At 71.8% G+C, this 26,708-nt stretch carries 23 protein-coding genes and 3 pseudogenes; 7 read left to right on the top strand and 19 right to left on the bottom strand.

The annotated features are described in order from the left end of the window. The first annotated feature begins 151 nt into the window (after positions 1-151). Positions 152-1,291 (top strand): mannosyltransferase family protein, encoded by a 1,140-nt coding sequence (locus tag KWI83_RS06185; protein ID WP_218513268.1) that lies wholly within the window; start codon positions 152-154, stop codon positions 1,289-1,291. 239 nt (positions 1,292-1,530) lie between these two features. Beyond that, positions 1,531-2,565, top strand: a complete 1,035-nt coding sequence (locus tag KWI83_RS06180; RefSeq protein WP_218513267.1) for a phosphatase PAP2 family protein — start codon at positions 1,531-1,533, stop codon at positions 2,563-2,565. 70 nt (positions 2,566-2,635) lie between these two features. Here KWI83_RS06180 and KWI83_RS06175 read toward each other — a convergent pair whose 3' ends face one another. After that, complete coding sequence (locus tag KWI83_RS06175; RefSeq protein ID WP_218513266.1) at positions 2,636-2,845, bottom strand: I78 family peptidase inhibitor; 210 nt, start codon at positions 2,843-2,845, stop codon at positions 2,636-2,638. A gap of 429 nt (positions 2,846-3,274) precedes the next feature. Between KWI83_RS06175 and ctaD the strand changes: the two genes are divergently transcribed. Continuing rightward, complete coding sequence (gene ctaD / locus KWI83_RS06170; protein WP_256361885.1) at positions 3,275-4,975, top strand: cytochrome c oxidase subunit I; 1,701 nt, start codon at positions 3,275-3,277, stop codon at positions 4,973-4,975. A gap of 49 nt (positions 4,976-5,024) precedes the next feature. Here ctaD and KWI83_RS06165 read toward each other — a convergent pair whose 3' ends face one another. Both KWI83_RS06165 and KWI83_RS38170 read right to left on the bottom strand, forming a co-directional pair. After that, entirely contained in the window at positions 5,025-7,199 is a 2,175-nt protein-coding gene (locus KWI83_RS06165) for an acyltransferase family protein (protein WP_218513265.1), read from the bottom strand. A gap of 219 nt (positions 7,200-7,418) precedes the next feature. Continuing rightward, positions 7,419-7,620 (bottom strand): annotated as a pseudogene (locus tag KWI83_RS38170) (hypothetical protein); the annotation flags it as partial. A gap of 3 nt (positions 7,621-7,623) precedes the next feature. On the opposite strand from KWI83_RS38170, the pseudogene KWI83_RS38165 reads away from it, so the two are divergent. Together KWI83_RS38165 and KWI83_RS06160 are read left to right on the top strand one after the other, a co-directional pair. Then, positions 7,624-8,213, top strand: a pseudogene (locus KWI83_RS38165) (ABC transporter permease); the annotation flags it as partial. After that, a pseudogene (locus KWI83_RS06160) lies at positions 8,135-8,899 on the top strand (ATP-binding cassette domain-containing protein); the annotation flags it as partial. The pseudogenes KWI83_RS38165 and KWI83_RS06160, both read left to right, overlap by 79 nt. Here KWI83_RS06160 and KWI83_RS06155 read toward each other — a convergent pair. After that, positions 8,790-9,275, bottom strand: coding sequence for a transglycosylase family protein (locus tag KWI83_RS06155; RefSeq protein WP_218513264.1), 486 nt, complete (start codon positions 9,273-9,275; stop codon positions 8,790-8,792). The pseudogene KWI83_RS06160 and the gene KWI83_RS06155 sit on opposite strands and share 110 nt — an antisense overlap. Positions 9,276-9,391: 116 nt before the next feature. Continuing rightward, a complete protein-coding gene (locus tag KWI83_RS06150) occupies positions 9,392-10,057 on the bottom strand; it encodes a transglycosylase family protein (RefSeq protein ID WP_218513263.1) in 666 nt (221 codons plus the stop codon). Positions 10,058-10,592: 535 nt separating this feature from the next. Here KWI83_RS06150 and KWI83_RS06145 point away from each other — a divergent pair. Together KWI83_RS06145 and KWI83_RS06140 are read left to right on the top strand one after the other, a co-directional pair. Next, on the top strand, positions 10,593-11,375 hold the full coding sequence (locus tag KWI83_RS06145) for a hypothetical protein (RefSeq protein ID WP_218513262.1): 783 nt from the start codon (positions 10,593-10,595) through the stop codon (positions 11,373-11,375). Positions 11,376-11,534: 159 nt separating this feature from the next. Next, positions 11,535-11,909: a hypothetical protein gene (locus tag KWI83_RS06140; protein WP_218513261.1), complete on the top strand. Its 375-nt coding sequence runs from the start codon at positions 11,535-11,537 to the stop codon at positions 11,907-11,909. Between the two features lie 32 nt (positions 11,910-11,941). On the opposite strand, the gene der is transcribed toward KWI83_RS06140, so the two are convergent. The 14 genes from der to KWI83_RS06070 all read right to left on the bottom strand — a co-directional run bounded on the left by der (position 11,942) and on the right by KWI83_RS06070 (position 26,543). After that, complete coding sequence (gene der, locus KWI83_RS06135; protein ID WP_218513260.1) at positions 11,942-13,426, bottom strand: ribosome biogenesis GTPase Der; 1,485 nt, start codon at positions 13,424-13,426, stop codon at positions 11,942-11,944. A 19-nt stretch (positions 13,427-13,445) separates the two neighbouring features. After that, positions 13,446-14,090 (bottom strand): lysophospholipid acyltransferase family protein, encoded by a 645-nt coding sequence (locus tag KWI83_RS06130; protein ID WP_218513584.1) that lies wholly within the window; start codon positions 14,088-14,090, stop codon positions 13,446-13,448. A gap of 56 nt (positions 14,091-14,146) precedes the next feature. Further along, complete coding sequence (cmk, locus tag KWI83_RS06125; RefSeq protein ID WP_218513259.1) at positions 14,147-14,827, bottom strand: (d)CMP kinase; 681 nt, start codon at positions 14,825-14,827, stop codon at positions 14,147-14,149. A 103-nt stretch (positions 14,828-14,930) separates the two neighbouring features. Continuing rightward, positions 14,931-16,016, bottom strand: coding sequence for a prephenate dehydrogenase (locus tag KWI83_RS06120; protein ID WP_218513258.1), 1,086 nt, complete (start codon positions 16,014-16,016; stop codon positions 14,931-14,933). Further along, positions 16,013-16,375: a chorismate mutase gene (gene aroH, locus KWI83_RS06115; protein WP_218513257.1), complete on the bottom strand. Its 363-nt coding sequence runs from the start codon at positions 16,373-16,375 to the stop codon at positions 16,013-16,015. Before aroH ends, KWI83_RS06120 begins: the two co-directional genes overlap by 4 nt. Positions 16,376-16,504: 129 nt before the next feature. Further along, entirely contained in the window at positions 16,505-17,527 is a 1,023-nt protein-coding gene (locus KWI83_RS06110; RefSeq protein WP_218513256.1) for an ADP-ribosylglycohydrolase family protein, read from the bottom strand. Further along, complete coding sequence (locus tag KWI83_RS06105; RefSeq protein WP_218513255.1) at positions 17,524-18,243, bottom strand: NUDIX domain-containing protein; 720 nt, start codon at positions 18,241-18,243, stop codon at positions 17,524-17,526. Before KWI83_RS06105 ends, KWI83_RS06110 begins: the two co-directional genes overlap by 4 nt. A 78-nt stretch (positions 18,244-18,321) precedes the next feature. Further along, entirely contained in the window at positions 18,322-19,392 is a 1,071-nt protein-coding gene (locus tag KWI83_RS06100; RefSeq protein WP_218513254.1) for a pseudouridine synthase, read from the bottom strand. Beyond that, positions 19,392-20,048: an SMC-Scp complex subunit ScpB gene (gene scpB / locus KWI83_RS06095; protein WP_218513253.1), complete on the bottom strand. Its 657-nt coding sequence runs from the start codon at positions 20,046-20,048 to the stop codon at positions 19,392-19,394. Before scpB ends, KWI83_RS06100 begins: the two co-directional genes overlap by 1 nt. Next, a complete protein-coding gene (locus KWI83_RS06090) occupies positions 20,045-21,127 on the bottom strand; it encodes a ScpA family protein (RefSeq protein WP_218513252.1) in 1,083 nt (360 codons plus the stop codon). The genes scpB and KWI83_RS06090 overlap by 4 nt, the downstream gene beginning before the upstream one ends. 18 nt (positions 21,128-21,145) lie before the next feature. Beyond that, positions 21,146-21,715 (bottom strand): hypothetical protein, encoded by a 570-nt coding sequence (locus KWI83_RS06085; protein WP_218513251.1) that lies wholly within the window; start codon positions 21,713-21,715, stop codon positions 21,146-21,148. Next, positions 21,700-22,878, bottom strand: a complete 1,179-nt coding sequence (locus tag KWI83_RS06080; protein WP_218513250.1) for a ParA family protein — start codon at positions 22,876-22,878, stop codon at positions 21,700-21,702. The genes KWI83_RS06085 and KWI83_RS06080 overlap by 16 nt, the downstream gene beginning before the upstream one ends. A gap of 345 nt (positions 22,879-23,223) precedes the next feature. Further along, on the bottom strand, positions 23,224-24,348 hold the full coding sequence (gene ald, locus KWI83_RS06075; RefSeq protein WP_171111956.1) for an alanine dehydrogenase: 1,125 nt from the start codon (positions 24,346-24,348) through the stop codon (positions 23,224-23,226). Between the two features lie 131 nt (positions 24,349-24,479). Further along, entirely contained in the window at positions 24,480-26,543 is a 2,064-nt protein-coding gene (locus KWI83_RS06070) for a tetratricopeptide repeat protein (RefSeq protein WP_218513249.1), read from the bottom strand. Positions 26,544-26,708: the final 165 nt, after the last annotated feature.

Genomic DNA, 26,708 nt, shown 5'->3' with positions numbered 1-26,708 from the left:
AGCGTACGCGAGTCGGCGCCGGGGTCACGTGGCGGGCCTCTCATACGAATGGCGGAACAGTGTGGCGTGCGCCACTCCCCTCCTCTTCCGCCCGCCTTCCACCACGTCGGGACCGGCGGACCGGTTCCGCACGCCGTCGATAATCGAGCCCGTGACCGATCTTGAAACACGCGTGGCACCCCCGGGACTCCGGGGGGCGGCCCCGGCCCTGCTCGGGTACGCGGCCGTCCGCGCCCTCGGCCTGCTCGTGCTGGCCGTGTGGAGCACCGCGCGCGACAAGAGCGCGTACACCCTGCTGACCGCGCGCTGGGACTCCCTCTGGTACACCAGGGTCGCCGAGCTGGGCTACGGCTACGAGGTGCGCCTGCCGAACGGCGACGTGCACTCCAACCTCGCCTTCTTCCCGCTGCTGCCCTGGCTGGAGCGGCTGCTGCACGCGGTGACCCCGCTGTCGTACGCCGACGCGGGCTTCGTCGTCAGCCTCCTCGCCTCGCTCGCCGCGGCCTGGGGGATCTTCGCGGTCGCCGACCATGTGTACGGCCGCCGGGCGGGCGTCTGCGCGGTGCTCCTGTGGGCCGTGCTCCCGGTGGGGATCGTGCAGTCGATGGCGTACAGCGAGTCGCTGTTCACCGCACTGGCCGCCTGGTCGCTGTACGCCGTCCTCACCGGCCGCTGGCTCACCGCGGGCACGCTGGCGCTGCTGGCGGGTCTGACCCGGCCCGTGGGGCTGGCGGTGGTCGCGGCGGTGTGGGCGGCGGGGATCGCGTCCTTCCCGCCCCACCACGGCGCACCGGCCCGGCGGCGCGCCGTCGGCATGGTCCTCGCGCCCCTCGGCGCCGCCGGGTACGTCCTGTGGGTCGGCCACCACACCGGCCGGGGCCCGCTCGGCTATCTCGACGTCCAGGCGGGCTGGCGCAACGGCTTCGACGGCGGGTACGCCTTCGCCCGCTTCGTCGCCGAAAAGTTCACGTCGTTTCCGTCGGCCCTGGCGGGCCTGGGGCTGGTCGCCGGGGTGGCACTGGTGATCTGGCTGTACGTCGTCTGCGTACAGCAGCGTCAGCCACTCCCGCTCCTGGTGTACGCGGGGGTCGTCACCGCCCTCGCGCTGTGCGCGTCGAGCTACTTCGGCTCGAAACCGCGCCTGCTGCTCCCGGCGTTCCCGCTGCTGCTGCCCCTCGCGGTCGCCCTCGCCCGGCTGCGCACGACCGGGTTCGCACTGGTCGTCGGCGGTGGCGCGGTGGCGTCGGCGGTGTACGGGGCGGTCTGGCTGAACGGCTCCGGTCCGCCGTGATCCGCTGCGGACGCCCTGTAAGCGTGCGGAGAATTCCACCCGGTGATCGGGTGAACGATTCCTCAAGCGGGCTAAAACACTGACTTGGATTGATCAAAGGAATTGAAGGGAAGGGCGCCTTCCTATTGCCGGATTCCTTGGATATAAACCCGTTCCTGAGAGCAATCCCACATCACATCGTCATTACAACCCTGGTGATTCGGCGGGGTGCTCAGCTCACTCGCTGTAACGTCGTTTGCGTGCGTACCGAACCAAAGCTGACCCGGCTCGACCGGATCTTCGCCCGACTGGACCGTGAACCCGAACGGCCGGTCCTTGAGGTGCCGCGAATGACGCGGCACCGGGTGGTGCTCTTCGGCGCGACGCTCGCCTTCTACCTCACGATCGTCCTGGCCGTGGTGACCACCTCGTGGCTGGTCCGGTTCGACTGGCAGGCGATGCTCTTCCGGCCGTACCAGCAGTGGCCCGAGATCCACGCCTTCCTGGACTACTGGGTGGTCCTGGGTCAGCGCGGCCCGACCGCCGTGATGGTCGCCGCCTGGCTCGGCTGGCGCTGCTGGCGGCAGCACACCCTGCGGCCGCTGCTGGCCTTCGGTGCGGCGCTGCTGCTGCTGAACGTGAGCGTGGGCGCCGTGAAGTACGGCCTGGGCCGCTCGGGTCCGCACTACGCGACCGAAGTCGGCTCCAACGAGATGTGGCACTGGTTCCAACCCGGCAGTGACATATTTCCTTCGGGACACACCGCGAACGCCGTGGTGACCTGGGGCATCCTCGCCTACCTGGCCACCTCGCCGCGGGCCCGGCGCTGGCTGTCGGCGCTGTCGGCCGTGCTGTCGCTGAGCGTCGGCCTGACCACGGTGTATCTCGGTACGCACTGGCTGAGCGATGTTCTGCTGGGCTGGGCCGCGGGGCTGCTGATCCTGCTGGGACTGCCGTGGCTGGAGCCGCCGATCGCCCGTGCCGAGGCCTGGCTGCTGGACCTGCGCGACCGTTTGCTCGCGGGCGCGAGCCGTACGGCGTCGCAGGCCACGCCGGTACCGGTGCCGGTCGCGGTCACCCCGCTGGCGGCCGCCGAGGAGGAGGCGCCGCCACGCGAGACCGTCCCCCAGTCGGCGGCTCGCGCCCCGCGTGCGCCGGCCTACCTCGCGCCGGGCCCGCACACGACCCGCTCGGAGCGCACGCCGGTCACCCCGGCCGGCAGCCGCCGTCCGCCGCACCCCGATCGCGCCACGCGCGGCTCGACCCCGGCGGCCCGCCCGCTGACGGGCGGCTGACCAGCACGGACGCACGGCGAAGGCCCCGGTCCCCACTCCAGGGACCGGGGCCTTCGCCATGTGTCCTCGGTCAGCCCTTCCAGGCCCGTACCACCGTGCCGTCCTTGACCTCCAAGTTCAGCCTGCCCACCCGGTACTCCATCGTGATGATCGCCCCCGGCGGCAGCGAACGCACCGTCGTCCAGCCGTGTCCACGCGCGCGTTCCTCGGCGTCGGTCTGCGGGAGGCCGACGTAGGTCTCGGGATCGTCATCGGGTTCAGATGTCGAAAACGGTGCCATGCCGCCACGCTAGGCGCTGCGCGGCGGGCGGGGAAGTGGAAGCCGTACACGGGCGGTCACCGATCCCCCTCCGGTCACGCTTGTGTCACAGGATCACGACACGCGTTTCAGCGGAACTCCGTCACACGGATGGGCGGTCCCGTACGCCTTACGCATGTATTCGAACGCAATTCCCGCGCCTCGGCGCGGCGGTCCGAATAGCCCACCGGAAAGGGCGCGGAGGACTCCTCCCGGACGCCTTTTCTTTCCCCTTCCCGACGGGCCCGCGAGACGCCGGAACCGCACAGGAAATACACGTCTCCAGCACAGGATCCCCCTGCGCCCCCTGTCGCGGCCGCGGCCGCACGAGCATCATGGCGGGGGCTCGCGGGCACCCGTGGCGCGGGCCCGGCGGGCCCGGGACGCGAGGAGCGAAGGGGCGAGCGCGGCATGGGGACGCAGACCGTACCGGCGACAGCACGACCCGCACCCGCCCGGCGGCGGGGCCGGGTGATCGTCGACTGGCTGACCACCACCGACCACAAGAAGATCGGCCACCTCTACCTGATCACGTCGTTCGCGTTCTTCCTGATCGGTGGGGCGATGGCGCTGGTGATGCGCGCCGAGCTGGCCCGGCCGGGACTGCAGATCGTGAGCAACAACGAGTTCAACCAGCTGTTCACGATGCATGGCACGATCATGCTGCTGCTGTTCGCGACGCCGAGCTTCGCGGGCTTCGCCAACGAGCTGATGCCGTTGCAGATCGGCGCCCCGGACGTGGCGTTCCCGCGGCTGAACATGCTCTCGTACTGGCTGTTCCTGTTCGGCGGGCTGATCGTGCTCGGCTCGCTGGTCGTGCAGGACGGACCGGCCGGTTTCGGCTGGTTCGCCTACGCACCGCTCAACAGCCTGGAACACTCACCGGGCATCGGCCCCGACCTGTGGATCATGGGGCTGGCGCTGTCCGGGTTCGGCACCATCCTCGGCGCGGTCAACTTCATCACCACGATCATCGGGATGCGCGCCCCCGGCATGACCATGTTCCGGATGCCGATCTTCACCTGGAACACGCTGTTCACGTCGATCCTGATCCTGCTGGCGTTCCCGGTGCTGGCGGCGGCGCTGCTGGTGCTGGAGGCGGACCGGCGGTTCGGCAGCCAGGTCTTCGACGCGGCGAACGGCGGGGCGCTGCTGTGGCAGCACCTGTTCTGGTTCTTCGGCCATCCCGAGGTCTACATCATCGCGCTGCCGTTCTTCGGGATCGTCACGGAGATCATCCCCGTCTTCAGCCGGAAGCCGATCTTCGGCTACACCGCGCTGGTCGGCGCCACCATGGCGATCACCGGGCTGTCGATCGTGGTGTGGGCGCACCACATGTTCGCGACCGGGGCGGTGCTGCTGCCGTTCTTCTCCTTCATGAGCTTCCTGATCGCCGTGCCGACCGGCGTGAAGTTCTTCAACTGGACCGGGACCATGCTGAAGGGCTCCCTGTCCTTCGAGACGCCGATGCTGTGGTCGGTGGGCTTCCTGGTGACGTTCCTGTTCGGCGGCCTCACGGGGGTGATCCTGGCGTCGCCGCCGATGGACTTCCACGTCACGGACACGTACTTCGTCGTCGCCCACTTCCACTACGTGGTGTTCGGCACCGTCGTCTTCGCGATCTTCGCGGGATTCTTCTTCTGGTGGCCCAAGTTCACCGGCAGGATGCTCGACGAGCGGCTCGGGAAGACCCAGTTCTGGACGCTGTTCGTCGGCTTCCACACCACGTTCCTGGTGCAGCACTGGCTGGGCGCGGAGGGCATGCCCCGCCGCTACTCCGACTACCTGGCCGCGGACGGCTTCACCGTCCTCAACATGGTCTCGACGATCGGCGCGTTCCTGCTGGGGCTGTCGACGCTGCCGTTCCTCTACAACGTCTGGAAGACCGCCCAGTACGGCCGGAAGGTCGACGTCGACGACCCCTGGGGCTACGGCCGCTCCCTGGAGTGGGCGACCTCCTGCCCGCCGCCCCGCCACAACTTCACGACGCTGCCGAGGATCCGCTCGGACTCCCCGGCGTTCGACCTGCACCACCCGGAGTACGCCGAGCGCCACGTCGTTCAGGAGCCGGACGTTCCGGAGCCCGGCTCTGGCGGTCCCGGGCGGCCGTGATCGGGCGGCCGCCTCCTCGATGCCCTCGATGCCCGCACGGGCCCGAGCATCACGTACCGGGACGCCTGCTCAGGTCCGCGCCGAAGAGCCGCAGCAGTTCGTCCTCCAGCACCGGGGTGAGCGCCTCGACGAAGCCGTCCGCCAGGTGCCCGTAGTCCCGGTAGACCATGGTGTTCCCCACCACGACCGGGCAGTTGCCGGACGGGGCGCACACCCAGTCGTAGGGGTCGATGGTCGGCACGTTCTCGGCGGCCGCCGCCGCCCGGATCGCCTCGGTGACCTCGGGCTGGGGGTCGGCACCGGAACGGTGGCGGGCGCAGGAGCTCAGGCTGTCGGGGTGCGCCACCGCGCAGTCCACCGCGTTGTTCTTCGGCCAGGGGGTGTCCAGCAGGGTGAGCACCCGGGTGCGGCCCTGCTGGAGCGTCCGGTACGTCTCGGCCTGGCCCTTCCCCCATGCCTGGGCCATGTCGCCGCCCCCGTACAGCTTCGCCGAGTTGGAGCTCGACGTGATGACGAGTTCGGGCTCCAGCTTCCGGATCCTGTCGAGGGTCGCCGCCCGCCAGTCGTCACAGGTCGAGTACGGGCCGCCGTTGTACTCGATGGTGATCTGGGAGACCTTGCACGCGTTCTTCGTGAACGAGTAGAGCCGCCAGTGGTGCTTGCGGGCGATCGCGTCGAGTGCCGGGAACCACTGCGCGACGTGCGAGTCGCCGAAGAGGACCACCGTGCGGTCGGCGGTGGTGTCGCCGTACAGACAGGGCTGCGTCTGCACCTCGTCGGTCATGGTGAGGGCACAGTCGTCGGTGTAGACCTCGGACCTCTTGTACGCCGTTTCCCGCAGGCTCGGGTCGAGATTGGACGGGAGCTTCTCCACCCGCTGCTGAAGCAGCTCGACCAGTGCGGCACGGGGGTCGGACGCGGCCGCGATCGTCTCCTTGGTGCTCTGCCGCGCCACACCGGAGTCCAGGACCGGCGGGAACTGTGCGGCGAACACCGCGGCCGCGGCCGCGACGGCCGACAGGCCCAGCCCCACCGAGAGCCCCCGGCCGGCACGGGCTTTGAACGCCCGGTGGAAGCGCATCGGGTTCTCGACCAGGTGAAGGGTCAGCCAGGCGAGAACGATGCCGCCCAGCGCGGCGATCAGCCGCAGCGGCCCGTCGTGGGCGCCGAATCCGGCGGCGGCCGGAACGATGAGGATGAGCGGCCAGTGCCAGAGGTACCAGGCGTAGGAGATCCCGCCGATCCAGACGGCGGGGCGCAGCGAGAGGACCGCACCCGCGCCGTAGCGGCCGGCCGCCGCGCCTCCGGCGAGGACGGCGGCGGCGCCGAGGACCGGGACCAGGGCGTTGTGGCCGGGGAAGCGGGTGCTCTCGTCGAAGGCCACCGCCGCGTAGGCGATGGCGGCCAGGCCGGCCCAGCTCAGGGCCGCCGCGGCCGGGCGCGGGATGGTGTGGAGGCGGTGCGCCGCCAGGGCCAGCAGGGCGCCCACCGCCAGCTCCCAGACGCGTCCCGGCGACCCGAAGTAGGCCCAGGAGGGGGAGGATTCGGTGAGGTGGAGGTTCAGGGCGAAGGAGGCGGTGGCCAGGGCGAGCAGCGGAATCGCCAGGAGGGCCCGGCGCCGGAAGAGCTTCAGGGCGACGATCAGGACGATGGGCCAGATCAGATAGAACTGCTCCTCGACCGCCAGTGACCAGAAGTGCTGGAACGGCGAGGGCGGCACGTCCGTGTTGAAGTAGTCGGTCCCGGCCTCGGCCAGCCGGAAGTTGACGACGTACCAGGCGGAGGCGATGGCGTCCTTGGCGTAGTCCGCGAAACGCAGCGGACCCAGGAAGAGCCAGGAGCCCGCCAGCGTCACCAGGACGACGAGGGTCGAGGCGGGCAGCAGGCGCAGCGCCCGGCGGGCGTAGAAGCGGCCCAGCGAGATCCGGCCCTCGCGGCTCCATTCGCGGAGCATCAGCGAGGTGATCAGGAACCCGGAGATCACGAAGAAGACGTCCACGCCGATGTATCCACCGGCCACGTGGGACACCCCCGAGTGGGAGAGCACCACGAGTGAGACGGCCACCGCGCGCAGGCCCTGGATGTCCCGCCTCAGCCCCGCACCGCCCGCCGGAGCGGACCGTCTCCCGGATCGTTCCCCCGCAGCGCCGTCCCGCGCTGTCGGAACGGACGGGGTGTCATCGGACGTGGGTCGCGAGGGGTACGCGAGGCGGCGGACGGGCACCGTGCAGATCTCCTTGCTCGTCGGAGCCGGACGGTCGAACTCATCCTCGACCCGGCCCGCGAGCGATCACACTGTCATTACATCGCCATAACGAGCAAGTGGATCAGGTTTGAATGGGACGTGACGCTGGTGACACTGGTCACCCGGACACCTGGTGGGGCGCGTAGGCCAGGTAGGGCACGTCGAAGCAGTTCGTGGTCATCTCTCCCTGCGTCACCCGCCCTCCAGCTGCCACTGCGCGTGCGTGGGCAGCCCCTTGGTGGCGTTCCGGAACTCCCGCACGGCGTTGTGGCCCGTGTCTTCGTAGTTGCGGCTGGTCCCGGTGGCTCACCTGCTCGCTGACGACCTGGTACCCCTCGGCCTTCAACCCTCGCTCCACGAGCCGCGCGTAGGCGGCGGAGGCGGCCTGGTGGTACGAGAGGGCGAGCCGTTGCTGCGGGTGGTCGGCGCCAACCTGTTCGTGGTGGCGCTTCTGGTGGCCGCACTGGTGCTGCCCGGAGTCGGCACCCCGGACGCGCTGCCGCGCACGGCCACCGCGCGCGTGCCGACGCCGCCGGGTGCCTGGATCGTCGCCGTGGTGCTGTCGCTGCTGCCTCTGGGCTTCGCGGGCCCCGATCGGCACACACGTCGGTGCAGGTGCCGACGCTGGGCGTGGTGCTGCTGTCCCTGGTCGTCGTCACCGGGCGCGGCGGCCAGGTCTCGCTGGGGCAGGCGGCGTACGCGGGCCTGGACGCCCTGTTCACGGCCCTGCTCGCGGCCGGCCGCTTCCCCGGCCTGCCCCGGCTGCCGGAACTGGGCGCGCCGGCGGTCGCCGTCCTGCTGGTCGCCCCGCTCGGCCTGCTGACCGGCCGCCCCGCGATCGGCCGCCAGGGCCTGGCCCTAGCGCTGGCGACGTTCGCGGTGGGCGTCGGGGTGAGCCGCTTCGTCCTCGACCAGCCGTACGCCACGCCGGGCCTCTCCCTGGGCCGCCCCGCGCGCTTCGACGGCGACCGCGCCTACTACCTCCTGGAACTCCCGGCATCACCCTCGCCGCCCCTCCCCCGGCCCGACCGTCCTGCTCGGCCGCAACGGCTCCGGCCGTACGACGGCCCTGCGCGCGCTCGCCGGGACGGTGCCGCTGTCGGGCGGCGCCGTGGTGTGGGACGGCGCCGACGTGACCCGTGTGCCCGCCCACGAGCGCGCCCGCCGCGGACTGTGCCTCGTCCCGGAACGGCAGGCCGTGTTCGGCTCGCTCACCGTGCGGCAGAACCTCGAACTCGCCGCCCCTTCCCACGACACCGCCCTCGCCGCCCACCCCCAGCTGGAGCCCCTGCTCCCGCGCCGCGCCGACACCCTCTCCGGCGGCGAGCAGCGGATGCCGGCCCTCTCCCGGGCGCTGCTGGCACGCGCGCGCGTGGTGCTCGTCGATTGAACCCGCCCAGGGCACGTCCCCGGCGATCGCGACCCGGACGTACGAACTGCTGGCGGCACTGGACGCGTGCGTGGTCCTCGCCGAACAACGGATGCCGCCCGCCCTGCGCGACCACCCGGCAGTGGTGCACGAACTGCGCCGTGGCGCCGTCGTCTTCGGCGGCGAGGCGGGCGAGCTGCTCAGGCGGAAAGCGGCGGGCCGAACTCCACGGGGGCGCTCTGCGCGCGGGCCGTGCCCTCCGGGACGACCAGCGTCATGCGCCGCTTGCCGGTGTACGAGCGGCCCTTGAGGCCGTGCCGTTTCGCACAGACCGGCCAGGCCTGCCACCCCTGCACGGCGACCACCTCCCGCGCCACCGCGATCTGCTGTTCGCGGGTGGCGAGGTCGGCGCGCGGGGCGTACTTCAGTCCGCCGAAGGCCTTCCAGGTGGGCTGCGAGAACTGCAGGCCCCCGTAGTAGCCGTTCCCGGTGTTGAGGTTCCAGCGCCCGCCGCTCTCGCACTGGGCGACACACCCCCAGGGCCACTGGTCGCCGGAGCACGAGGAGGGCACATGCCGGGCGGACGGTCCGGGCTCCGGCGGCGGGGGCGCCGCGTGGGCGGCGACGGGGGCGAGGACGGTGAGCACGACGGCGGCGAGGGCGAGTGTGAGGGGCTTGTGGTGCATCGGCTCACGCTAGGCAGCGTGCCGCGCGGGCCGGTCGAGCCGCGCGGCGTACGGCCGAGGGCCCCACCCGGTCGGCGGACCGGGCGGAGCCCCGTGCTGCGTTCCTGAGGAGCGGCTCAGAGGACGAGGCGCTGCCCGGGCACGATCACGTCGGGATCACCGCCGATGACGTCCTTGTTGGCGGCGTAGAGCCGCTGCCAGGTGGTGCCGTTGCGGGCCGCGATGCCGCTCAGGGTGTCGCCCCGGCGGACGGTGTAGTCACCGCGTGACACGTCCCGGTCGGTGTGCCCCGACTCGCGCACCGGTGCCTGCGCGGACTGCGACGACCGGGACTGGGCCGACGGCGACGGGGACGACTGCGTCGGGGCCGAGTCACCGGCGGACGCCTGGGGTGCGGCCGGCGCGCTGCCGTACGCCCCGGCCCGCGCGGAACAGGTGGGCCAGGCGCCCCAGCCCTGGGCGCGCTGGACCTTGGTGGCGACGGCGATCTGCTGCTCCCTGGAGGCCTGGTCGGCGGTCGGGGCGTAGGCCGTGCCGCCGAACGCGCGCCAGGTGCCGGCGGAGAACTGGAGTCCGCCGTAGTAGCCGTTGCCGGTGTTGATGTGCCAGTTGCCGCCGCTCTCGCACTGGGCGATGCGGTCCCACACTCCGCCGTCCGCCGCCGCGGCGTTGCCGCTCGCGGCCAGCAGCCCGAGCGGAGCGAGCAGAGCCGCCCCGGCGAGAACCGCCGTCGTACGCGCCTTGTGGACGTTGTTGCGGGTGGTATCGGCACAATCGGACATGTAGTTCCCTCTCCACGGAACCCGGGGTCCCCGGACGAGGCGCGCTCTCCGCGCGGGGGCGCGGTCGGCGTGCTCCGTCCCGTCCGCCGAGGGGCGTGCTGTGGTGCTGGCTGGTGCGGCGGCGGACGTACCCGAGCGGTGCTCGTTGCACACGGCCGAGGAATGTACGGAGCATGACGAGCCGGGATCAACCAACTGCCCGTCCTTCCAGGCCAGTTCGCGGTTACCTGGAGTAGCGGAGATTTTCGGCCACCCCATTCATTCGCCGATTTCGGGATTTGTCGACCACTCACCCCGTCATCATGTGACCCACCTCACCGGATCAAGTCCCTTGCGCCCACGGCGACTTGACGGAGAGTCTCCGATTCCGATCCGGCCGTGACCGTGTGCGGTGGATGGTTCGATTCCGTTCGCCCTGCAGCGTGACTACCGCCACAGCTCGGCCGTTGTCTCCTTCATGAGCCGGGGACCCACCCCGGATCACAGGCCGGGCGCCCCCCGGCCTCGCCACGCACCGCATCCCGAGGGAGCCACCGTGCCGCGCATGCTCGACGTCAGCGACGAGGTACGCGCCGAGATCGGCGACGAAGAAGCCGACCGGCTGCTCGCCGGAGACAACGCCCCGGGCAGTTACGACTGCACGTCCTGCCGCACCCCGGGCGACTCCGAGCGCGAGCGCACCAGCACCGTGCTGTTCATCGGCGACGAGACCGCCGTACTCGCCTTCGCCCACGCCGGCTGCCTGCCCTCGCAGGTCGTCCAGGTCACCGAGGAACAGCTCCGGGGCGCCGTGAAGTCCATCAGCGGCGACACCGTCGACCTGGAGCCCGAGAAGGTCGTGCCCGAGCAGGCCGTGCTCGGGGTGACCAGCGGGCTCGTCCTGATCGCCGGGGAGTTGCACCCGGCCCTGGTCGTCGAGCCCACCGGGCCCATCGTGCGCCCCGGCTCCCCCGCCGCCGGGGACGACTTCCTGCCGCTGCTGATCGAGCAGGGCTTCATGCCGGTGACCGAGCTGAACTCCGTACCGCCGGTGCTGCACGGCTGGTCCGTGCTGCTGGCCATGGGGCAGCTGCACGCGGTGCTCCAGCCGGGGCTGAACGGCGGGCAGCCGGTGGCCTGGTGGCAGGCGCACCAGCCGTTGCAGGTGACCGACGGGTGGCGGGCGGCCGCGAACAAGCACCAGCAGGTGCTGATGTTCGCGGCGCCGGTGGGGTCCATCGGGCGCCAGCCCCGGGAGGACCTGCTGCGGGACGCGCTGGACAAGGCCGCCGCCAATGGCAAGTTGGTGGCGAGTGTGCTGCCGCTCGCGGGGACGTGACCGGCGGTGTCACCGGGGTGGTGAGGAGCGTTGGCGTGTGCGGGTAGTCCCTGGCTGAGCGCGCCCCGCGGCGCAGCCGCATAGCGGCACAGCGCCGCGCCCCTCAAGGGAGCACCTGCCCGACCGCATCTCTTCACCGTCGGGGTCGTTTGGACATACGTGCACGCATATGACGTTCCCCGCCGCGAGTCCCTGCAGCCGATTCCGTCCGCTCGCTCGGGTCAGGATCATTCCGGCGGGCCATCGGCCACGCCGATCTACGACGCGCTCTACGCCGAGTACGTCAAGTCCTTCCGTGCGCTGCCGGGCGACCGGCGCGGCGAGGAGAACCTGGGGTTCGTCGCCTTCGGGTACCTCTCGCAGGGCTCGGGCTCGCACAGCAGCTCGTACAGCGCCTACAGCGCGGGCGCGCAGAGCGTCCGGCACAGCAGTGGGCAGCCGACGTGGCAGCGGGTCGGGACGATCGGGCAGCAGCACTCCAGCGGGACGCACCACGTCCCCGCGCTGCCACCCGGCCCCCGCCGGGGCATCTGAGGAGGGCGGCCCCCGCCGGGGCCGCCCTTCGGTCACTTCTTCTTCGCGCCGCGCTTCTCGCGCACCCGCACCGAGATATGGATCGGCGTCCCCTCGAAGCCGAACTCCTCGCGCAGCCGACGCTCGATGAAGCGCCGGTAGCCCGCCTCGATGAAGCCGGAGGCGAAGAGCACGAACCGCGGGGGCTTCGTCCCGGCCTGGGTGCCGAACAGGATGCGCGGCTGCTTGCCGCCGCGGACCGGGTGCGGATGGGCGGAGACCAGCTCGCCGAGGAAGGCGTTCAGCCGACCCGTCGGAACGCGCGTCTCCCAGCCCGCCAGGGCCGTCTCGATCGCCGGGACCAGCTTCTCCATGTGCCGCCCGGTGCGCGCCGAGACGTTCACGCGGGGCGCCCAGGAGACCTGGCCCAGCTCTGTCTCGATCTCCCGCTCCAGGTAGTGGCGGCGCTCCTCGTCGAGGGTGTCCCACTTGTTGTACGCGATGACGAGCGCGCGGCCCGCCTCCACGGCCATGGTGACGATGCGCTGGTCCTGCACCGAGATGGACTCGGCGGCGTCGATGAGGACGACGGCCACCTCGGCCTTCTCGACGGCGGCGGCGGTGCGCAGCGAGGCGTAGTAGTCGGCGCCCTGCTGGAGGTGGACGCGCTTGCGGATGCCCGCCGTGTCGACGAACTTCCAGGTCTTGCCGCCGAGTTCGATCAGCTCGTCCACCGGGTCACGGGTGGTGCCCGCGAGTTCGTCGACGACGACGCGCTCCTCGCCCGCCACCTTGTTCAGCAGCGAGGACTTGCCGACGTTCGGGCGGCCGATCAGAGCGACGCGGCGCGGGCCGCCGACGCCGGTCCCGCCGAAGGTCTGGCGCGGCGCCTGAGGCAGCACCTCCAGGACGGCGTCCAGCATGTCGCCGGTGCCGCGGCCGTGCAGCGCGGACACGGGGTACGGCTCGCCGAGGCCGAGGGACCACAGGTAGGCCGCGTCGGCCTCGCCGCTCGGGCCGTCCACCTTGTTGGCGCACAGCACGACGGGCTTGCCGGCCTTGCGCAGCAGTCGTACCACCGCCTCGTCGGTGTCGGTGGCGCCCACCTTGGCGTCGACCACGAAGACGACCGCGTCGGCCGCCTCGATGGCGAACTCGGCCTGCGCGGCCACGGAGGCGTCGATGCCGAAGACGTCCTGCTCCCAGCCGCCGGTGTCGACGACCTTGAAGCGGCGGCCCGCCCACTCGGCCTCGTAGGTGACACGGTCGCGGGTGACGCCCGGCTTGTCCTCGACGACGGCCTCGCGGCGGCCGATGATGCGGTTCACCAGAGTCGACTTGCCGACATTGGGGCGGCCGACGACGGCGAGCACGGGCAGCGGTCCGTGCCCGGCCGCCTCGATGGCCCCCTCGACCTCCTCCAGGTCGAAGCCCTCTTCGGCGGCGAGCTCCATGAACTCCGCGTACTCGGCGTCGCCGAGCGCCCCGTGATCGTGCTCGAACGCGTCCGAGCCGTCGGGCTGGATCTGGTCGTTCATGAAGTCCGTACCTCGTCGTTCATCGTGGTGATCGGTGGAGTACCCCGGTTCGGGGTGATCCACTACTCAGTGTCGCCCAGCGCCCGGTGAGGCGCCTGGCGTTTTCCAGGTGCTCGGTGAGCTGCTTCTGGATGCGCTCGGTCGCCTCGTCCAGCGCCGTGCGCGTACGCCGCCCGCTGCCGTCGCCCGCCTCGAACGGTTCGCCGAAGACGACGTCGATACGGTGCCGCAGCGGAGGCAGCCCCTTTATCAACCGTCCCCGCCGCTCGGAACTTCCCAGCACGGCGACCGGGACGATCGGCGCGCCGCTGCGCACGGCGAAGTAGGCGAGCCCGGCGCGCAGCGCGGCGAAGTCGCCCTCGCCCCGGGTGCCCTCGGGGAATATCCCCAGCACACCGCCGGCCGACAGCACCTGAAGCGCCCGCGTGACCGCCGTACGGTCGGTGCTCTGCCGGTCCACCTTCACCTGGCCGATCCTGGTCAGGAAGGGGTCAAGCGGGCCGACGAACGCCTCCTTCTTGATCAGGAAGTGCACCGGCCGCGGCGCGACGCCCATCACCATCGGGCCGTCGACGTTGTGCGAGTGGTTGACGGCGAGGATGGCCGGGCCGGTCGCCGGGACCTTCCAGGCACCCAGCACCCGGGGCCGCCACAGCGCGTGCATCAGCGGGAGGCCGATGCGCCGGCCGGCCTCCGCGCCCCGCTGGGACGGTGCCTCGGTCACTTCGCCGCCCGCTTCTCCTCGACGAGGGTGACGACGCACTCGATGACCTGCGGCAGCGTGAGGTCGGTGGTGTCCACCTCGACCGCGTCGTCCGCCTTGGCGAGCGGCGAGGCCTTCCGGCCGGCGTCGGCGGCGTCCCGCTTGATCAGGGCCTCGCGGGTGGCGTTGATGTCCGCGCCCTTCAGCTCACCATTGCGGCGGGCGGCGCGGGCCTCCGGGGAGGCGGTGAGGAAGATCTTCAGGTCGGCGTCCGGCAGGACCGTCGTACCGATGTCGCGGCCCTCGACGACGATGCCGTTCTCCGCGGCGGCCGCGATCGAGCGCTGCAGCTCGGTGATCCGGGCCCGCACCTCGGGCACCGCGCTGACCGCGCTGACCTTGGAGGTGACCTCCTGGGTGCGGATCGGACCGGCGACGTCCACACCGTCGACCGTGATCGTCGGGCCCGCCGGGTCGGTGCCGGAGACGATGTCCGGCTTGCCGGCCACGGCGGCGATCTCCGACGGGTCGTCGACGTCGACGCCGTGGGTCACCATCCACCAGGTGATCGCCCGGTACTGGGCACCGGTGTCCAAGTAGCTCAGACCGAGCTGCGCCGCAACCGCCTTCGACGTGCTCGACTTGCCCGTGCCGGAGGGGCCGTCGATGGCGACAATCACTGCCGGGGCGCTTTCCACTGTGGGGACCTTCCTGGGCCGGGTGGTGGTGGGGGCGTGACGTGCCCCGCACCAGGTTACTGGGTGCGGGTCACTCGTCCGGCCGCACGCACGTCTCCTCCCGCTACTGACGGATCGCCCATCCTCGCTCCCGCAGGGCCGCCGTCAGTACGGGCGCCGCCTTCGGCTCCACCATCAGCTGCACGAGACCGGCCTGCTGCCCGGTCGCGTGCTCGATGCGCACGTCCTCGATGTTGACCCCGGCCTGCCCCGCGTCCGCGAAGATGCGGGCCAGCTGGCCGGGCTGGTCGTCGATGAGCACCGCGACGACCTCGTACACGCGCGGCGCGGACCCGTGCTTGCCGGGAACGCGGACCTGCCCGGCGTTGCCCCGCCGCAGCACGTCCTCGATGCCTGCGGTCCCCTCCCGGCGCTTGGCCTCGTCGGAGGACTGCAGGGCGCGCAGGGCCTGGACGGTCTCGTCGAGGTCGGCGGCGACGTCGCTGAGCAGGTCGGCGACCGGGCCGGGGTTCGCGGAGAGGATGTCGATCCACATCCGCGGGTCGGAGGCGGCGATCCGGGTCACGTCCCGGATGCCCTGCCCGCACAGCCGTACGGCGGCCTCCTGCGCGTGCTCCAGGCGGGCGGCGACCATGCTGGAGACCAGGTGGGGCATGTGCGAGACCAGCGCCACGGCCCGGTCGTGGGCGTCGGCGTCCATGACGACCGGCACGGCACGGCAGTGCGAGACCAGCTCCAGGGCGAGGTTCAGCACCTCGGTGTCGGTGTCCCGGGTGGGGGTGAGCACCCAGGGGCGGCCCTCGAAGAGGTCGCCGGTCGCGGCCAGCGGGCCGGACTTCTCCCGGCCGGACATGGGGTGCGTGCCGAGGTACCAGGTCAGGTCCAGCCCGAGCGCCTCCAGCTCGCGGCGCGGGCCGCCCTTGACGCTGGCCACGTCGACGTAGCCGCGCGCGACCCCGCGCCGCATGGCGTCGGCGAGCACCGCGGCGACGTGCGCGGGCGGGGCGGCGACGATCGCGAGGTCGACGGGCCCCTCGGGCGCCTCGTCCGTCCCGGCGCCGAGCGCGGCCGCCGTACGGGCCTGCTCGGGGTCGTGGTCGGCGAGGTGGACGACGACGCCGCGCTGGGCGAGGGCCAGGGCGATGGAGGTGCCGATGAGCCCGGTGCCGATGACGAGTGCGGTTCTCACTGGGCGATGTCCTTGCGCAGAGCGGCGGCGGCGCCGAGGTAGACGTGCGCGATGTCGGCGCGCGGCTTGTCGGACTCGATGTGGGCGAGGACCCGGACCACGCGGGGCATGGCGCCCTCGATGTCCAGTTCCTGGGCGCAGATCAGCGGTACGTCGGTGATGCCGAGCTTGCGGGCGGCGGCGGCCGGGAAGTCGCTGTGCAGGTCCGGCGTGGCTGTGAACCAGATGCTGATCAGGTCGTCGGTGGTCAGCCCGTTCCGCTCCAGGATGGCGGTGAGCAGGGCCCCGACCTGCTCGTCCATGTGGCCGGCCTCGTCCCGCTGAAGTTGGACGGCGCCCCGGACCGCTCGTACCGCCACGGCGATGCTCCTTGCTGCTTGCTGTGCGAATCGCTGCCTGCTCTGCGAATCGGCTCTACGTCCGTCAAGCCTAGTCAGCCCGCTACGCACAGGTGCGGGTCGCTCGCCCCCTGAGACGGAGCAGACACCTCAGAGGTCCCAGAGCGCACCCAGCGTCACCAGTTCGCCCTGGTACTCGATCCGGTCCGCCCACTCCGTCGGCCAGGCCTCGGCGCCGAGGTACGCGCCCGCGAAGGCCCCGGCGAGGCAGGCGATGGAGTCGGAGTCGCCGGAGGTGCAGGCGGCCCGGCGCAGGGCGGTCAGCGGCTCGTCCACGAACTGCAGGAAGCACAGCAGCCCGGTGGCCAGCGCCTCCTCGGCGATCCAGCCCTCCCCCGTGGCGAGACAGGGGTCGGTCTCCGGCGAGATCGTCCGTACGGCGTCGCGCAGCCGGTCGAGCACCTCCAGGCACTCGTCCCAGCCGCGCGCTATGAACTGCTCCGGCGTGGCGTCCTCGGCCCGCGTCCACAGATCGCCCAGCCAGCGCTCGTGGTAGCGGTTGCGGTTGTCGTAGGCGTACGACCGCAGCAGCCCGACCAGTCCGGTCGGCTCGGCGCCCTGCGCGAGCAGTCGTACGGCGTGCGCGGTGAGGTCGGACGCGGCGAGGGCCGTCGGGTGCCCGTGCGTGAGGGCGGCCTGCAACTGGGCGGCGCCCGCGCGCTGTTCGTCGCTCAGCCCGGGGACCAGACCGATCGGCGCGACACGCATGTTGGCGCCGCAGCCCTTGGAGTGGATCTGGCTGGCGTCCTGCCAGGGCCGGTCCGGCCGCTCCAGCAGGACACAGGCCCTGATGCAGGTGTTGCCGGGGGCACGGTTGTTCTCCGGGGAGCGGTTCCAGGCGATGAACTCCCGCCGCACGGGCTCGGCCAGCTCGGCGGGCCCGAGCACCCCCCGGTCCATCGCCGTGCGCAGCCCGCGCCCCAGCGCCAGCGTCATCTGCGTGTCGTCGGTGACGATCGCGGGCGTGGGCAGCTGCATCCCCCGCCAGGGCCCGAACTTGGCGAGGATCGACGGGACGTTGTTGAACTCGGTCGGGAAGCCGAGCGCGTCCCCGAGGGCGAGGCCGAGCAGGGAACCGGTGGCGGCGCGCTTGCGGACGGTGGTCGTGGTCATGCGGGGCGTCCTTCCCGGGACGGTCGGAGGAGGGGCGGGTGCAGGGCGGCGGCGCCGCCCGCGCGGTAGAGGGCGGCGGGTTTGCCGCGGCCACCGGTCAGGCGCGCGGCGCCGGGGACCGGTTCGACGAAGCCGGGGGTGGCGAGCACCTTGCGCCGGAAGTTGGGCCGGTCGAGCGGGGTGCCCCACACGGTCTCGTAGACCTGCTGGAGCTCGCCGAGCGTGAACTCGGGCGGGCAGAAGGCGGTGGCGAGGCCGGTGTACTCCAGCCTGGCGCCGACCCGTTCGTGCGCGTCGGCCAGGATCCGGTCGTGGTCGAAGGCCAGCGGCCGGGCCCTGTCGTACGGCACCCAGCGGGCCTGCGCCGCGTCGCCGCCGCCGTGCGGCTCGGGCGGGTGGGGCAGCAGCGCGGTGAAGGCGACGGACACGACCCGCATGCGGGGGTCGCGGTCCGGCTCGCTGTAGGTCCGCAGCTGCTCCAGGTGCAGCCCGGAGACATCGGACAGGCCGGTCTCCTCGGCGAGTTCACGCCGGGCCGCCGTCTCGGCGGACTCCTCCGGCAGCACGAAGCCGCCGGGCAGCGCCCAGCGACCGGCGTACGGCTCCTGCCCGCGCTCGACGAGCAGCACGTGCAGCGCGCCGGCGCGGAGGGTGAGGACGGCGAGGTCGACGGTGACGGCGAAGGGTTCGTACGCGTACTTGTCGTAGCCCCGCATGCACCACCACCCCCTTAATAGTCGTACTGACTATAAAGGGGGTGGTCGTCACCCACAAGGGGCCGATGCGAGGGCCGACTAGAGGTCCACTTCCTTCATCAGCATCCCGACCTCGGTGTTGGACAGCCGCCGCAGCCAGCCGGACTTCTGGTCGCCCAGCGTGATCGGGCCGAAGGCCGTGCGCACCAGCTTGTCGACCGGGAAGCCCGCCTCCGCCAGCATTCGCCGCACGATGTGCTTGCGGCCCTCGTGCAGGGTGACCTCGACGAGGTAGTTCTTGCCGGTCTGCTCGACGACCCGGAAGTGGTCCGCGCGCGCGTACCCGTCCTCCAGCTGGATGCCGTCCTTCAGCCGCTTGCCCAGGTCGCGCGGGATCGGGCCGACGATGTGCGCGAGGTAGGTCTTCTTCACGCCGTACTTGGGGTGGGTCAGCCGGTGCGCCAGCTCGCCGTGGTTGGTGAGCAGGATGACGCCCTCGGTCTCGGTGTCGAGCCGCCCGACGTGGAAGAGCCGCGTCTCACGGTTGGTGACGTAGTCGCCGAGGCACTGACGGCCCTCGGGGTCCTCCATCGTCGAGACGACACCGGCGGGCTTGTTCAGCGAGAAGAACTGGTAGGACTGGGTCGCGACCGTCAGGCCGTCGACCTTGACCTCGTCCTTCTCCGGGTCGACGCGCTTGCCCTGCTCGGTGACGATCTCGCCGTTGACCTCCACACGGGCCTGGTCGATCAGCTCCTCGCAGGCGCGCCGGGAACCGTAGCCCGCGCGCGCGAGCACCTTCTGCAGCCGCTCGCCCTCCTGCTCGGCACCGGGGAAGGTCTTCGGCAGCTTGACGTCCTTCTTGCCCGCGTACCGCTCCCGGTTGCGCTCCTCGACCCGCGCCTCGTACTCGCGGGACCGCGCCGGTGCCGTACGCCCGCCCTGCTGAGGCTTCCGGGGCGCGCCCTTGGCGCCGCCGCGGGCCGCGCCGCCGCGTCCCGCCTTCGGGCCGTCCTTGGTCGCCCCGGGGCCCACGTCGTAGCGGCGCTCCTCGGGGCGGGGCTTGCGGGGGCGGCCCTGCCCCTGCTTCTGGTCCCGGTTGTTACCGGCGCCGCGGTGGTTGCCACGCCCGCCGGTCCCGCCACTCTTGCCACTGCCGCTGCTTCGCATCAAAGTTCCGTCGTCTTGTCGTCTGCGTCCTCGGAATCCGGAGCGTCCGGATCGAACGACGGCACTCCTTCCTGCGTCTCGGCCTCGATCGCCGCCGCCTCCGGGAGGAAGGGCGCGAGCTCCGGGAGCTCGTCCAGGCCGCGCAGGCCCATCCGCTCCAGGAAGTAGTTCGTCGTCGTGTACAGGATCGCACCTGTTTCGGGTTCCGTGCCCGCCTCCTGGACCAGACCGCGCTGCAGGAGGGTGCGCATGACGCCGTCGCAGTTCACTCCGCGTACGGCGGAGACGCGGCTACGGCTGACCGGCTGGCGGTACGCCACCACCGCGAGCGTCTCCAGTGCCGCCTGGGTGAGCCGGGCGGTCTGGCCCTCCAGGGCGAGCCGCTCGACGGCCGGGGCGTACTCGGGGCGGGTGTAGAAGCGCCAGCCGCCCGCGACGTGCCGCAGTTCGAAGCCGCGCCCCTGCGCGGTGTAGTCGTCGGCCAGCTCCCGCAGCGCCTTGGTGATCTGCCGTTTCGGCCGCTCCAGTATCTTCGCGAGGTGCTCCACGGTCGCGGGCTCGTCCACGACCATCAGGACGGCCTCCAGGGCGGGCTTCAGCTCCAGATCGGCGACGGCACGCAGCCCGTCCGGCAGCTCGGTGGTCTCCTCGCTCACTCCTTCTCCTCCTGCTCCTGCTCCTGGGACGGGGACGGGGACGGGGACTGCTCGGGCTGCTCCGGCGGCCGGTCGAACTCGTCGGTCACCATCGGGGCGGCGTCCCCCTCACCGCCGGTCCAGCGCACGAGCAACTCCCCGAGGGCGGTCTCCTGCTCCAGCGCGACGGCCTTCTCGCGGTACAGCTCCAGCAGCGCCAGGAACCTCGCGACGACGGTGAGGGTGTCGTCGGTGTCCGCCACGAGCGTGCGGAAGCTGGCCTCGCCGAGTTCCTTCAGCCGCGCGACGACGATCCCGGCCTGTTCCTGCACACTCACCAGCGGCGCGTGAATGTGGTCGACGTACACCTGCGGCTTGGGCTTCGGCTGCATCGCCCTGACCGCCAGCTTCGCGAACCCCTCCGGGCCGATGCTGATGACGACCTCGGGGAGCAGCTCGGCGTGCTGCGGTTCGAGGCCGACGGTACGGGGGTGGCGGCGGGCCTCGTCGTCGAGGCGGCTGTTGAAGATCTCGGCGACCTGTTTGTACGCGCGGTACTGCAGGAGCCGCGCGAACAACAGGTCACGGGCCTCCAGCAAGGCCAGGTCGGCCTCGTCCTCCACCTCGGCGGCGGGCAGCAGCCGCGCCGCCTTCAGGTCGAGCAGGGTGGCGGCGACGACCAGGAACTCGGTCGTCTCGTCCAGGTCCCAGTCCGGCCCCATGGCACGGATGTGCGCCATGAACTCGTCGGTCACCTTGGACAGGGCGACTTCGGTGACGTCGAGCTTGTGCTTGGAGATCAGCTGGAGCAGCAGGTCGAAGGGGCCCTCGAAGTTCGCGAGCCGCACCTTGAAGCCGCCGCTGTCGCCCTCCGCGGGAGCCGCGGGAGCCGCGGGTTCCGGCTCGGGTTCCGGTGGGGCGACGACCTCGGGGACCTCAGGTCCCTCGGGTTCCGGCTCCACGGGAGCGACCGGCGGGGGCGGAGCCTGCACAGGAACCGGCGCCTCGACAGGCACCGCCGGAGCCCCTGGCCCCCTCCCCAGCGCACGCCGACGACCGGCCGAGCCGGAGGAGGGGACTGGGGAGCAGTTCGAGGTCATAGCCCCCGCAGGCTACCGCTACCGCCCACGAAGCCGCCGTACGAGGATGCTGGCGTCCCCCCGGGTCTCCAGGTCGGCCAGCACCACGGCGACCGCCTCGCGCACGATCCGCCCCCGGTCGACGGCCAGCCCGTGCTCGCCCCGGAGCACAAGACGCGCGTGCTCCAGATCCATGAGTTCCTCGGCGGACACGTACACCGTGATCTTCTCGTCGTGCCGCTCACGCCCACTGGGCCGCCGCGTGGCCGCCCGTCCGCGCTTGCGCGGCGTCGCGGTGGCAGAACCTTCCTGCGCCGCCGTCTGCCCCTGGCGCCGCGAGGAGCGCTCCGCGCCCCGGCTGCGCGACTCGGCGTCGGCGGGCTCCGCGTCGGCCGCGACATGCTCCGCGCCGTCGCCGTCCCCGCCCTGCGCGGGCACGGACTGCGGCGCGTCCTCCGTGGCGGCGGCCGCGGCGTCGCCCTCCCCCGCGGGAGGCGGCACCCGGGCCTCGCCGTTGGCGCCCCGCCGGGGAGTGGATGCCTGGAGCGCCATTCCCCCTGTCGTGCGGAACAGTTCGTCGGCCCCCGGCAGACTCACTCGGCGTGACACCGGGCGAGCACCTCCCTGGCGAGCTGGCGGTAGGCGGCGGCACCGACGGAGTTGGAGGCGTACGTGGTGATCGGCTCACCGGCGACCGTGGTCTCCGGGAAGCGGACCGTGCGCCCGATGACCGTGTGGTAGACGTGGTCGTCGAACGCCTCCACGACCCGCGCGAGCACCTCACGGCTGTGCACCGTGCGCGAGTCGTACATCGTGGCGAGGATCCCGTCGAGCTCCAGCTCCGGGTTGAGCCGCTCCTGGACCTTCTCGATGGTCTCGGTCAGCAGCGCCACACCGCGCAGGGCGAAGAACTCGCACTCCAGCGGCACGATCACCTTGTGCGCGGCCGTCAGGGCGTTCACGGTGAGCAGGCCGAGCGAGGGCTGACAGTCGATCACGATGTAGTCGTAGTCCGGCAGCAGCGGCTTCAGCGCGCGCTGCAGCGACGACTCGCGGGCCACCTCGGAGACCAGCTGGACCTCGGCCGCCGACAGGTCGATGTTGCTGGGCAGCAGGTCCATGTTGGGGACCGCGGTCTTCAGCAGCACCTCGTCGGCCGCCAGGCCCCGCTCCATGAGCAGGTTGTAGACGGTGAGGTCCAGCTCCATGGGGTTGACGCCGAGACCGACCGACAGCGCGCCCTGCGGGTCGAAGTCCACGAGCAGCACCCGGCGTCCGTACTCCGCGAGCGCGGCACCCAGGTTGATGGTGGACGTCGTCTTGCCGACGCCGCCCTTCTGGTTGCACATCGCGATGATCGTCGCGGGCCCGTGATCGGTCAGCGGGCCCGGGATCGGGAAGTACGGCAGCGGGCGCCCGGTCGGGCCGATGCGCTCACGGCGCTGGCGGGCCGCGTCGGGCGCGAGCGTGGCCGCGTACTCCGGGTCGGGCTCGTACTCGGCGTCCGGGTCGTAGAAGTGCCCGTCGGGCATTTCCTCGTAGTCGGCGAAGTGGTTGTGGGGCGCGCCACTTCCGTCGCCGGCCATGGCGTTCACGTGATGGCCATCCATGCTCTGGTGTGCTGGCTGAGTCACCCCTGACATGTGGTGACTCTGGTGGGCTGCGAAGGTGCGCACCGCGACGGAGCCGACAGCCTCGAACCCCGCGGGAGCCTGGCCCCGCGCAGGGCTTCCTGGTTGACCACCCCCGGGAGAAAATGTCGACTCATTCACAAGTCGTCTTACCTCCTTGGTGACCAGGAAACTTCTAGACAGGTCAGCGTGGCACCATGCCGACGGTTGGCGACTCTATGGCGTGTCGGGCGTCCGCAGCAACACAATCCGCCGGACCCGGCAGGATGTGTCGGCAATGAAACATCCCTCTGTCAAGGGCGTACGGCCGTCGCACGGCAGGTTTCACCGGTGTGCGAATCGGTTCAAGGGTTACGTTCGAGGCGAGTTGACCGAGAGTCGCAAAGTGACCATACACACATCCGGCCGGACCTTGTCGGGCAAGGTCCGGCCGGATGCTGGCGGTTGACGACCTGTGTTGACGTATCGCCTTTACGAAAAGGTGACTTAGCCGAGGAGCGACTCCAGCTCCACGTGGTCCAGCCCGTGCGCCTCGGCGACCTGGCGGTAAACCACCTTGCCGTCATGCGTGTTGAGACCCTTGGCCAGCGCCGGGTCGCGGCGCAGCGCCTCGACCCAGCCGCGGTTGGCCAGCTCCACGATGTAGGGGAGCGTGGCGTTGGTGAGGGCGTTCGTGGAGGTGTTCGGCACCGCGCCCGGCATGTTGGCGACGCAGTAGAAGACCGACTCGTGGACCCGGAAGGTCGGCTCGGCGTGCGTGGTGGGACGGGAGTCCTCGAAGCAGCCGCCCTGGTCGATCGCGATGTCGACAAGGACACTTCCCGGCTTCATCCGGGAGACCAGCTCGTTGGTGACGAGCTTCGGGGCCTTGGCGCCGGGGATGAGCACCGCGCCGATGACGAGGTCGGCGTCGAGGACGGCCTTCTCCAGCTCGAAGGAGTTGGACATGATCGCCTTGACCTTCGTACCGAAGATCCGGTCGGCCTCGCGCAGCTTGTTGATGTCGCGGTCCAGCAAGGTCACGTCGAAGCCCATGCCGACGGCGATCTGGGTGGCGTTCCAGCCGGAGACGCCACCGCCGATGACGACGGCCTTGGCCGGGGTCACGCCCGGCACGCCGCCCGGCAGCACACCGCGGCCGCCGGCCGCGCGCATCAGGTGGTAGGCGCCGACCTGCGGGGCGAGACGGCCCGCGACCTCGGACATCGGGGCGAGCAGCGGCAGCGCGCGGCTGGGCAGCTCGACGGTCTCGTAGGCGATGGCGGTGGTGCCGGACTCCAGCAGGGCGTCCGTGCACTCCTTGGAGGCGGCCAGGTGCAGATAGGTGAAGAGCGTCTGGTCCTTGCGCAGGCGGTGGTACTCCTCGGCGATGGGCTCCTTGACCTTCAGCAGCAGGTCGGCGGAGGCCCACACCTCGTCGGCCGTCTCCAGGATCTGCGCGCCGGCGGCCACGTACTCGGCGTCCGTGATCGAGGAGCCGAGACCGGCGCCGCGCTCGATGACGACCTGGTGGCCGTTGCGCACCAGCTCATGCACGCCGGCGGGGGTGATGGCCACCCGGAACTCGTTGTTCTTGACCTCGCGGGGGATGCCGACCTTCACGTCGATCACGGTCCTTGGCTCAGAGGGGGTGTATTGCGTGACATACCGGGATGCGCAGGGCATACCGGGAGACACCGCAGGAGAATGTGCGGCAGAGCCAGTCTAATGAAGGCGTTCCCGGTGTCTAGCCTTTCATTGCATCAATCTTCAGTGGATGTACTGCGGATTTCGCAGGCGTTAGCGTCTTGTTCCGTGTCTGGATCTGGCGTTTCGGCCTCCTGGATCTCCTCACCCAGCATGCGCTCGGCGGCGCTGCGGTGCAGCAGGGCGGGCGTGGGATCACCGAGATGCTCCAACGTGTCGGCCAGCCGCAGATGCAGCGCGGCCTGCAGGCGTACGTCCTGCGCGCGCCGCGCCCACTCGACGGCTTCCTGGCAGGTACGCAGCGACTCCGCGGGCCGTCCCGCGTACTCCTGGACCCGCGCCAGCTCGCTCAACGCCCGGGCGTGGGCGGCCACGTCGCCCAGCTTGCGGTACCCGGCGATGGCGGCCCGCCAGTTGCGCTGCGCCTCGCCGTAGTGGCCCGCGTAGGTGTGCGCGGTCGCGATCCGGCCGTACAGCCGGGCGGCCTCCTCGCGCTCCCCGCGGGCCAGGCGCTCGGCCAGGGCCCGGCCGAACCAGTCGGCGGCGCGGTCGTGATCCCCGAGCTCCTGGTGCGCGCCCCCTACGGATTCCATCGCGCGACCGGTCGCATACGGGTCGTTCGCCCGGCGTCCGGCGTCCAGCGCGGCCCGGTAGCGGGCCAGGGCGTCGGCCGTCCGGCCGGTACTGGCGTCCAGATCGCCCAGATTCAGCAGCGCCGCCGCCTGCTCCCGGGGCAGATCCCGGCGCTCGGCCACGTCGAGGACGAGCTGGTGGATGCCGTACAGGTCGGGGGCGGCGGCCTGCATCCCGAAGTGGGCCACCATCGCCCGCACCAGCTGGGACATCAGCCGCCGGGCGAGGGTGTCGAGCTCCCCGTCGGCGACCGCGAGCCGGGCCGAGGCGAGCAGGGCCGGGCGGCGCAGGCGCAGCCAGTCGGCGGCCGCCCGGGGCGTGGGAAAGCGCAGGGCGCGCGGGGTGCCGGCCAGCTTCTCGCGGGCCTGCGGGTTGTCGGTCTCGGTGATCGCCCGGCAGGACTGCAGCAGCCGTACCGTCCGCTCCAGCATCCGGGCGCGGGCCAGCTGCAGCTCGGCGGGTCGGTCCTCGGCCTCGGTGACGGCGCGCAGCAGCGGGTGCAGACAGCCGGGCACCTCGTACTCCGGCAGTGTCGGGCCGGTCCTGCGCAGCAGGCCGAGGGCGACGAAGTCGTCCAGGGTGTGCCGGGCGCCGTTGATCGAACAGCCGGCGAGCGCGGAGGCGGTGTGCGGGTCGATGCAGCCCGCGGGGGCGAGGGAGAGCAGGCGCAGGATCCGGGCGGCGGAGCCGGGCAGCGCGGCGTAGGCCAGCCGGAAGACCCGGCTGAGCGGTGTCCCGTCGTCGCCCTGGGAGTGCAGCTGCTTGGTGAGGTCGGCGACGGCCGCCTGGGGGCGGGCGGCGAGCCAGCCGCCCGCCAGCATCAGCGCGGCGGGCTGGGCCTGGCAGGCCTCGACGAGTCCCTCGGCCGCCCGCGGGTCGACGGTGATCCGGACGGAACCGGTGTGCCGGGACAGCAGCTCGACGGCGGACTTGGTGTCGAGGCCGCCGAGGGTGCACGGGCGGACGTCCGAGATGCCGGTCAGCGGGCCCTGGGCGACGGCGACGACCAGGCACTCCGCGGTGTCCGGCAGCAGGGCGTCGACCTGCTCGGCGTCGGCGGCGTCGTCCAGCAGGAGCAGGACCCGGCGGCCGGTCAGGGCCTCGCGGAGCGCCGCCGTGAGGTCGTCCTCGGCGGCGCCGGGCGGGGTCGGCAGGCCCAGGGCGGTGAGCAGGTCCCCCGCGGTGCGGGCCATGGGCACGGGGGTGCCGTCGGGTTCGCTGAGCCGGGCGCGCAGCACCCCGTCGGGGTAGCGGTCGGCGACCTGTCGTACCAGTTCCTCGGCGAGGGCCGTACGCCCGGAGCCCGGTCGGCCCGCGATCAGCAGCACGCGCGCGCGTGGGGCCTTGCGGCCGGAGAGGGTGTCCAGTCCCGCACGCTCGATGTCGGCGCGCAGCTCCTTCAACTCCCGTGTGCGGCCCAGGAACCGGCTCTGCGCAGCTGGGCCCGCCACCTGCACGCCGTCCGGCTCCACCGCCTGATCCGCCACGGGCCACACTCCCGTCCAACCGCACGCGCAACAGCCCGCCGGGACTCCGGGTTCGGGCGTTTCAAGAGCCTAGTTCACGCTCTGCGACGAACCGGGCGGAGCACGGCGGGCACGTCCCCCGATCGGATCAGGCGATCGTCACACCGCAGCACGTGGGGTGTGGCA

The organism is Streptomyces sp. TRM70350, from assembly GCF_019219825.1.
Classification (GTDB): Bacteria; Actinomycetota; Actinomycetes; order Streptomycetales; family Streptomycetaceae; genus Streptomyces.
Note: the sequence above shows the minus strand (reverse complement) of the source record. Positions and strands in the feature narration are given on the sequence as shown.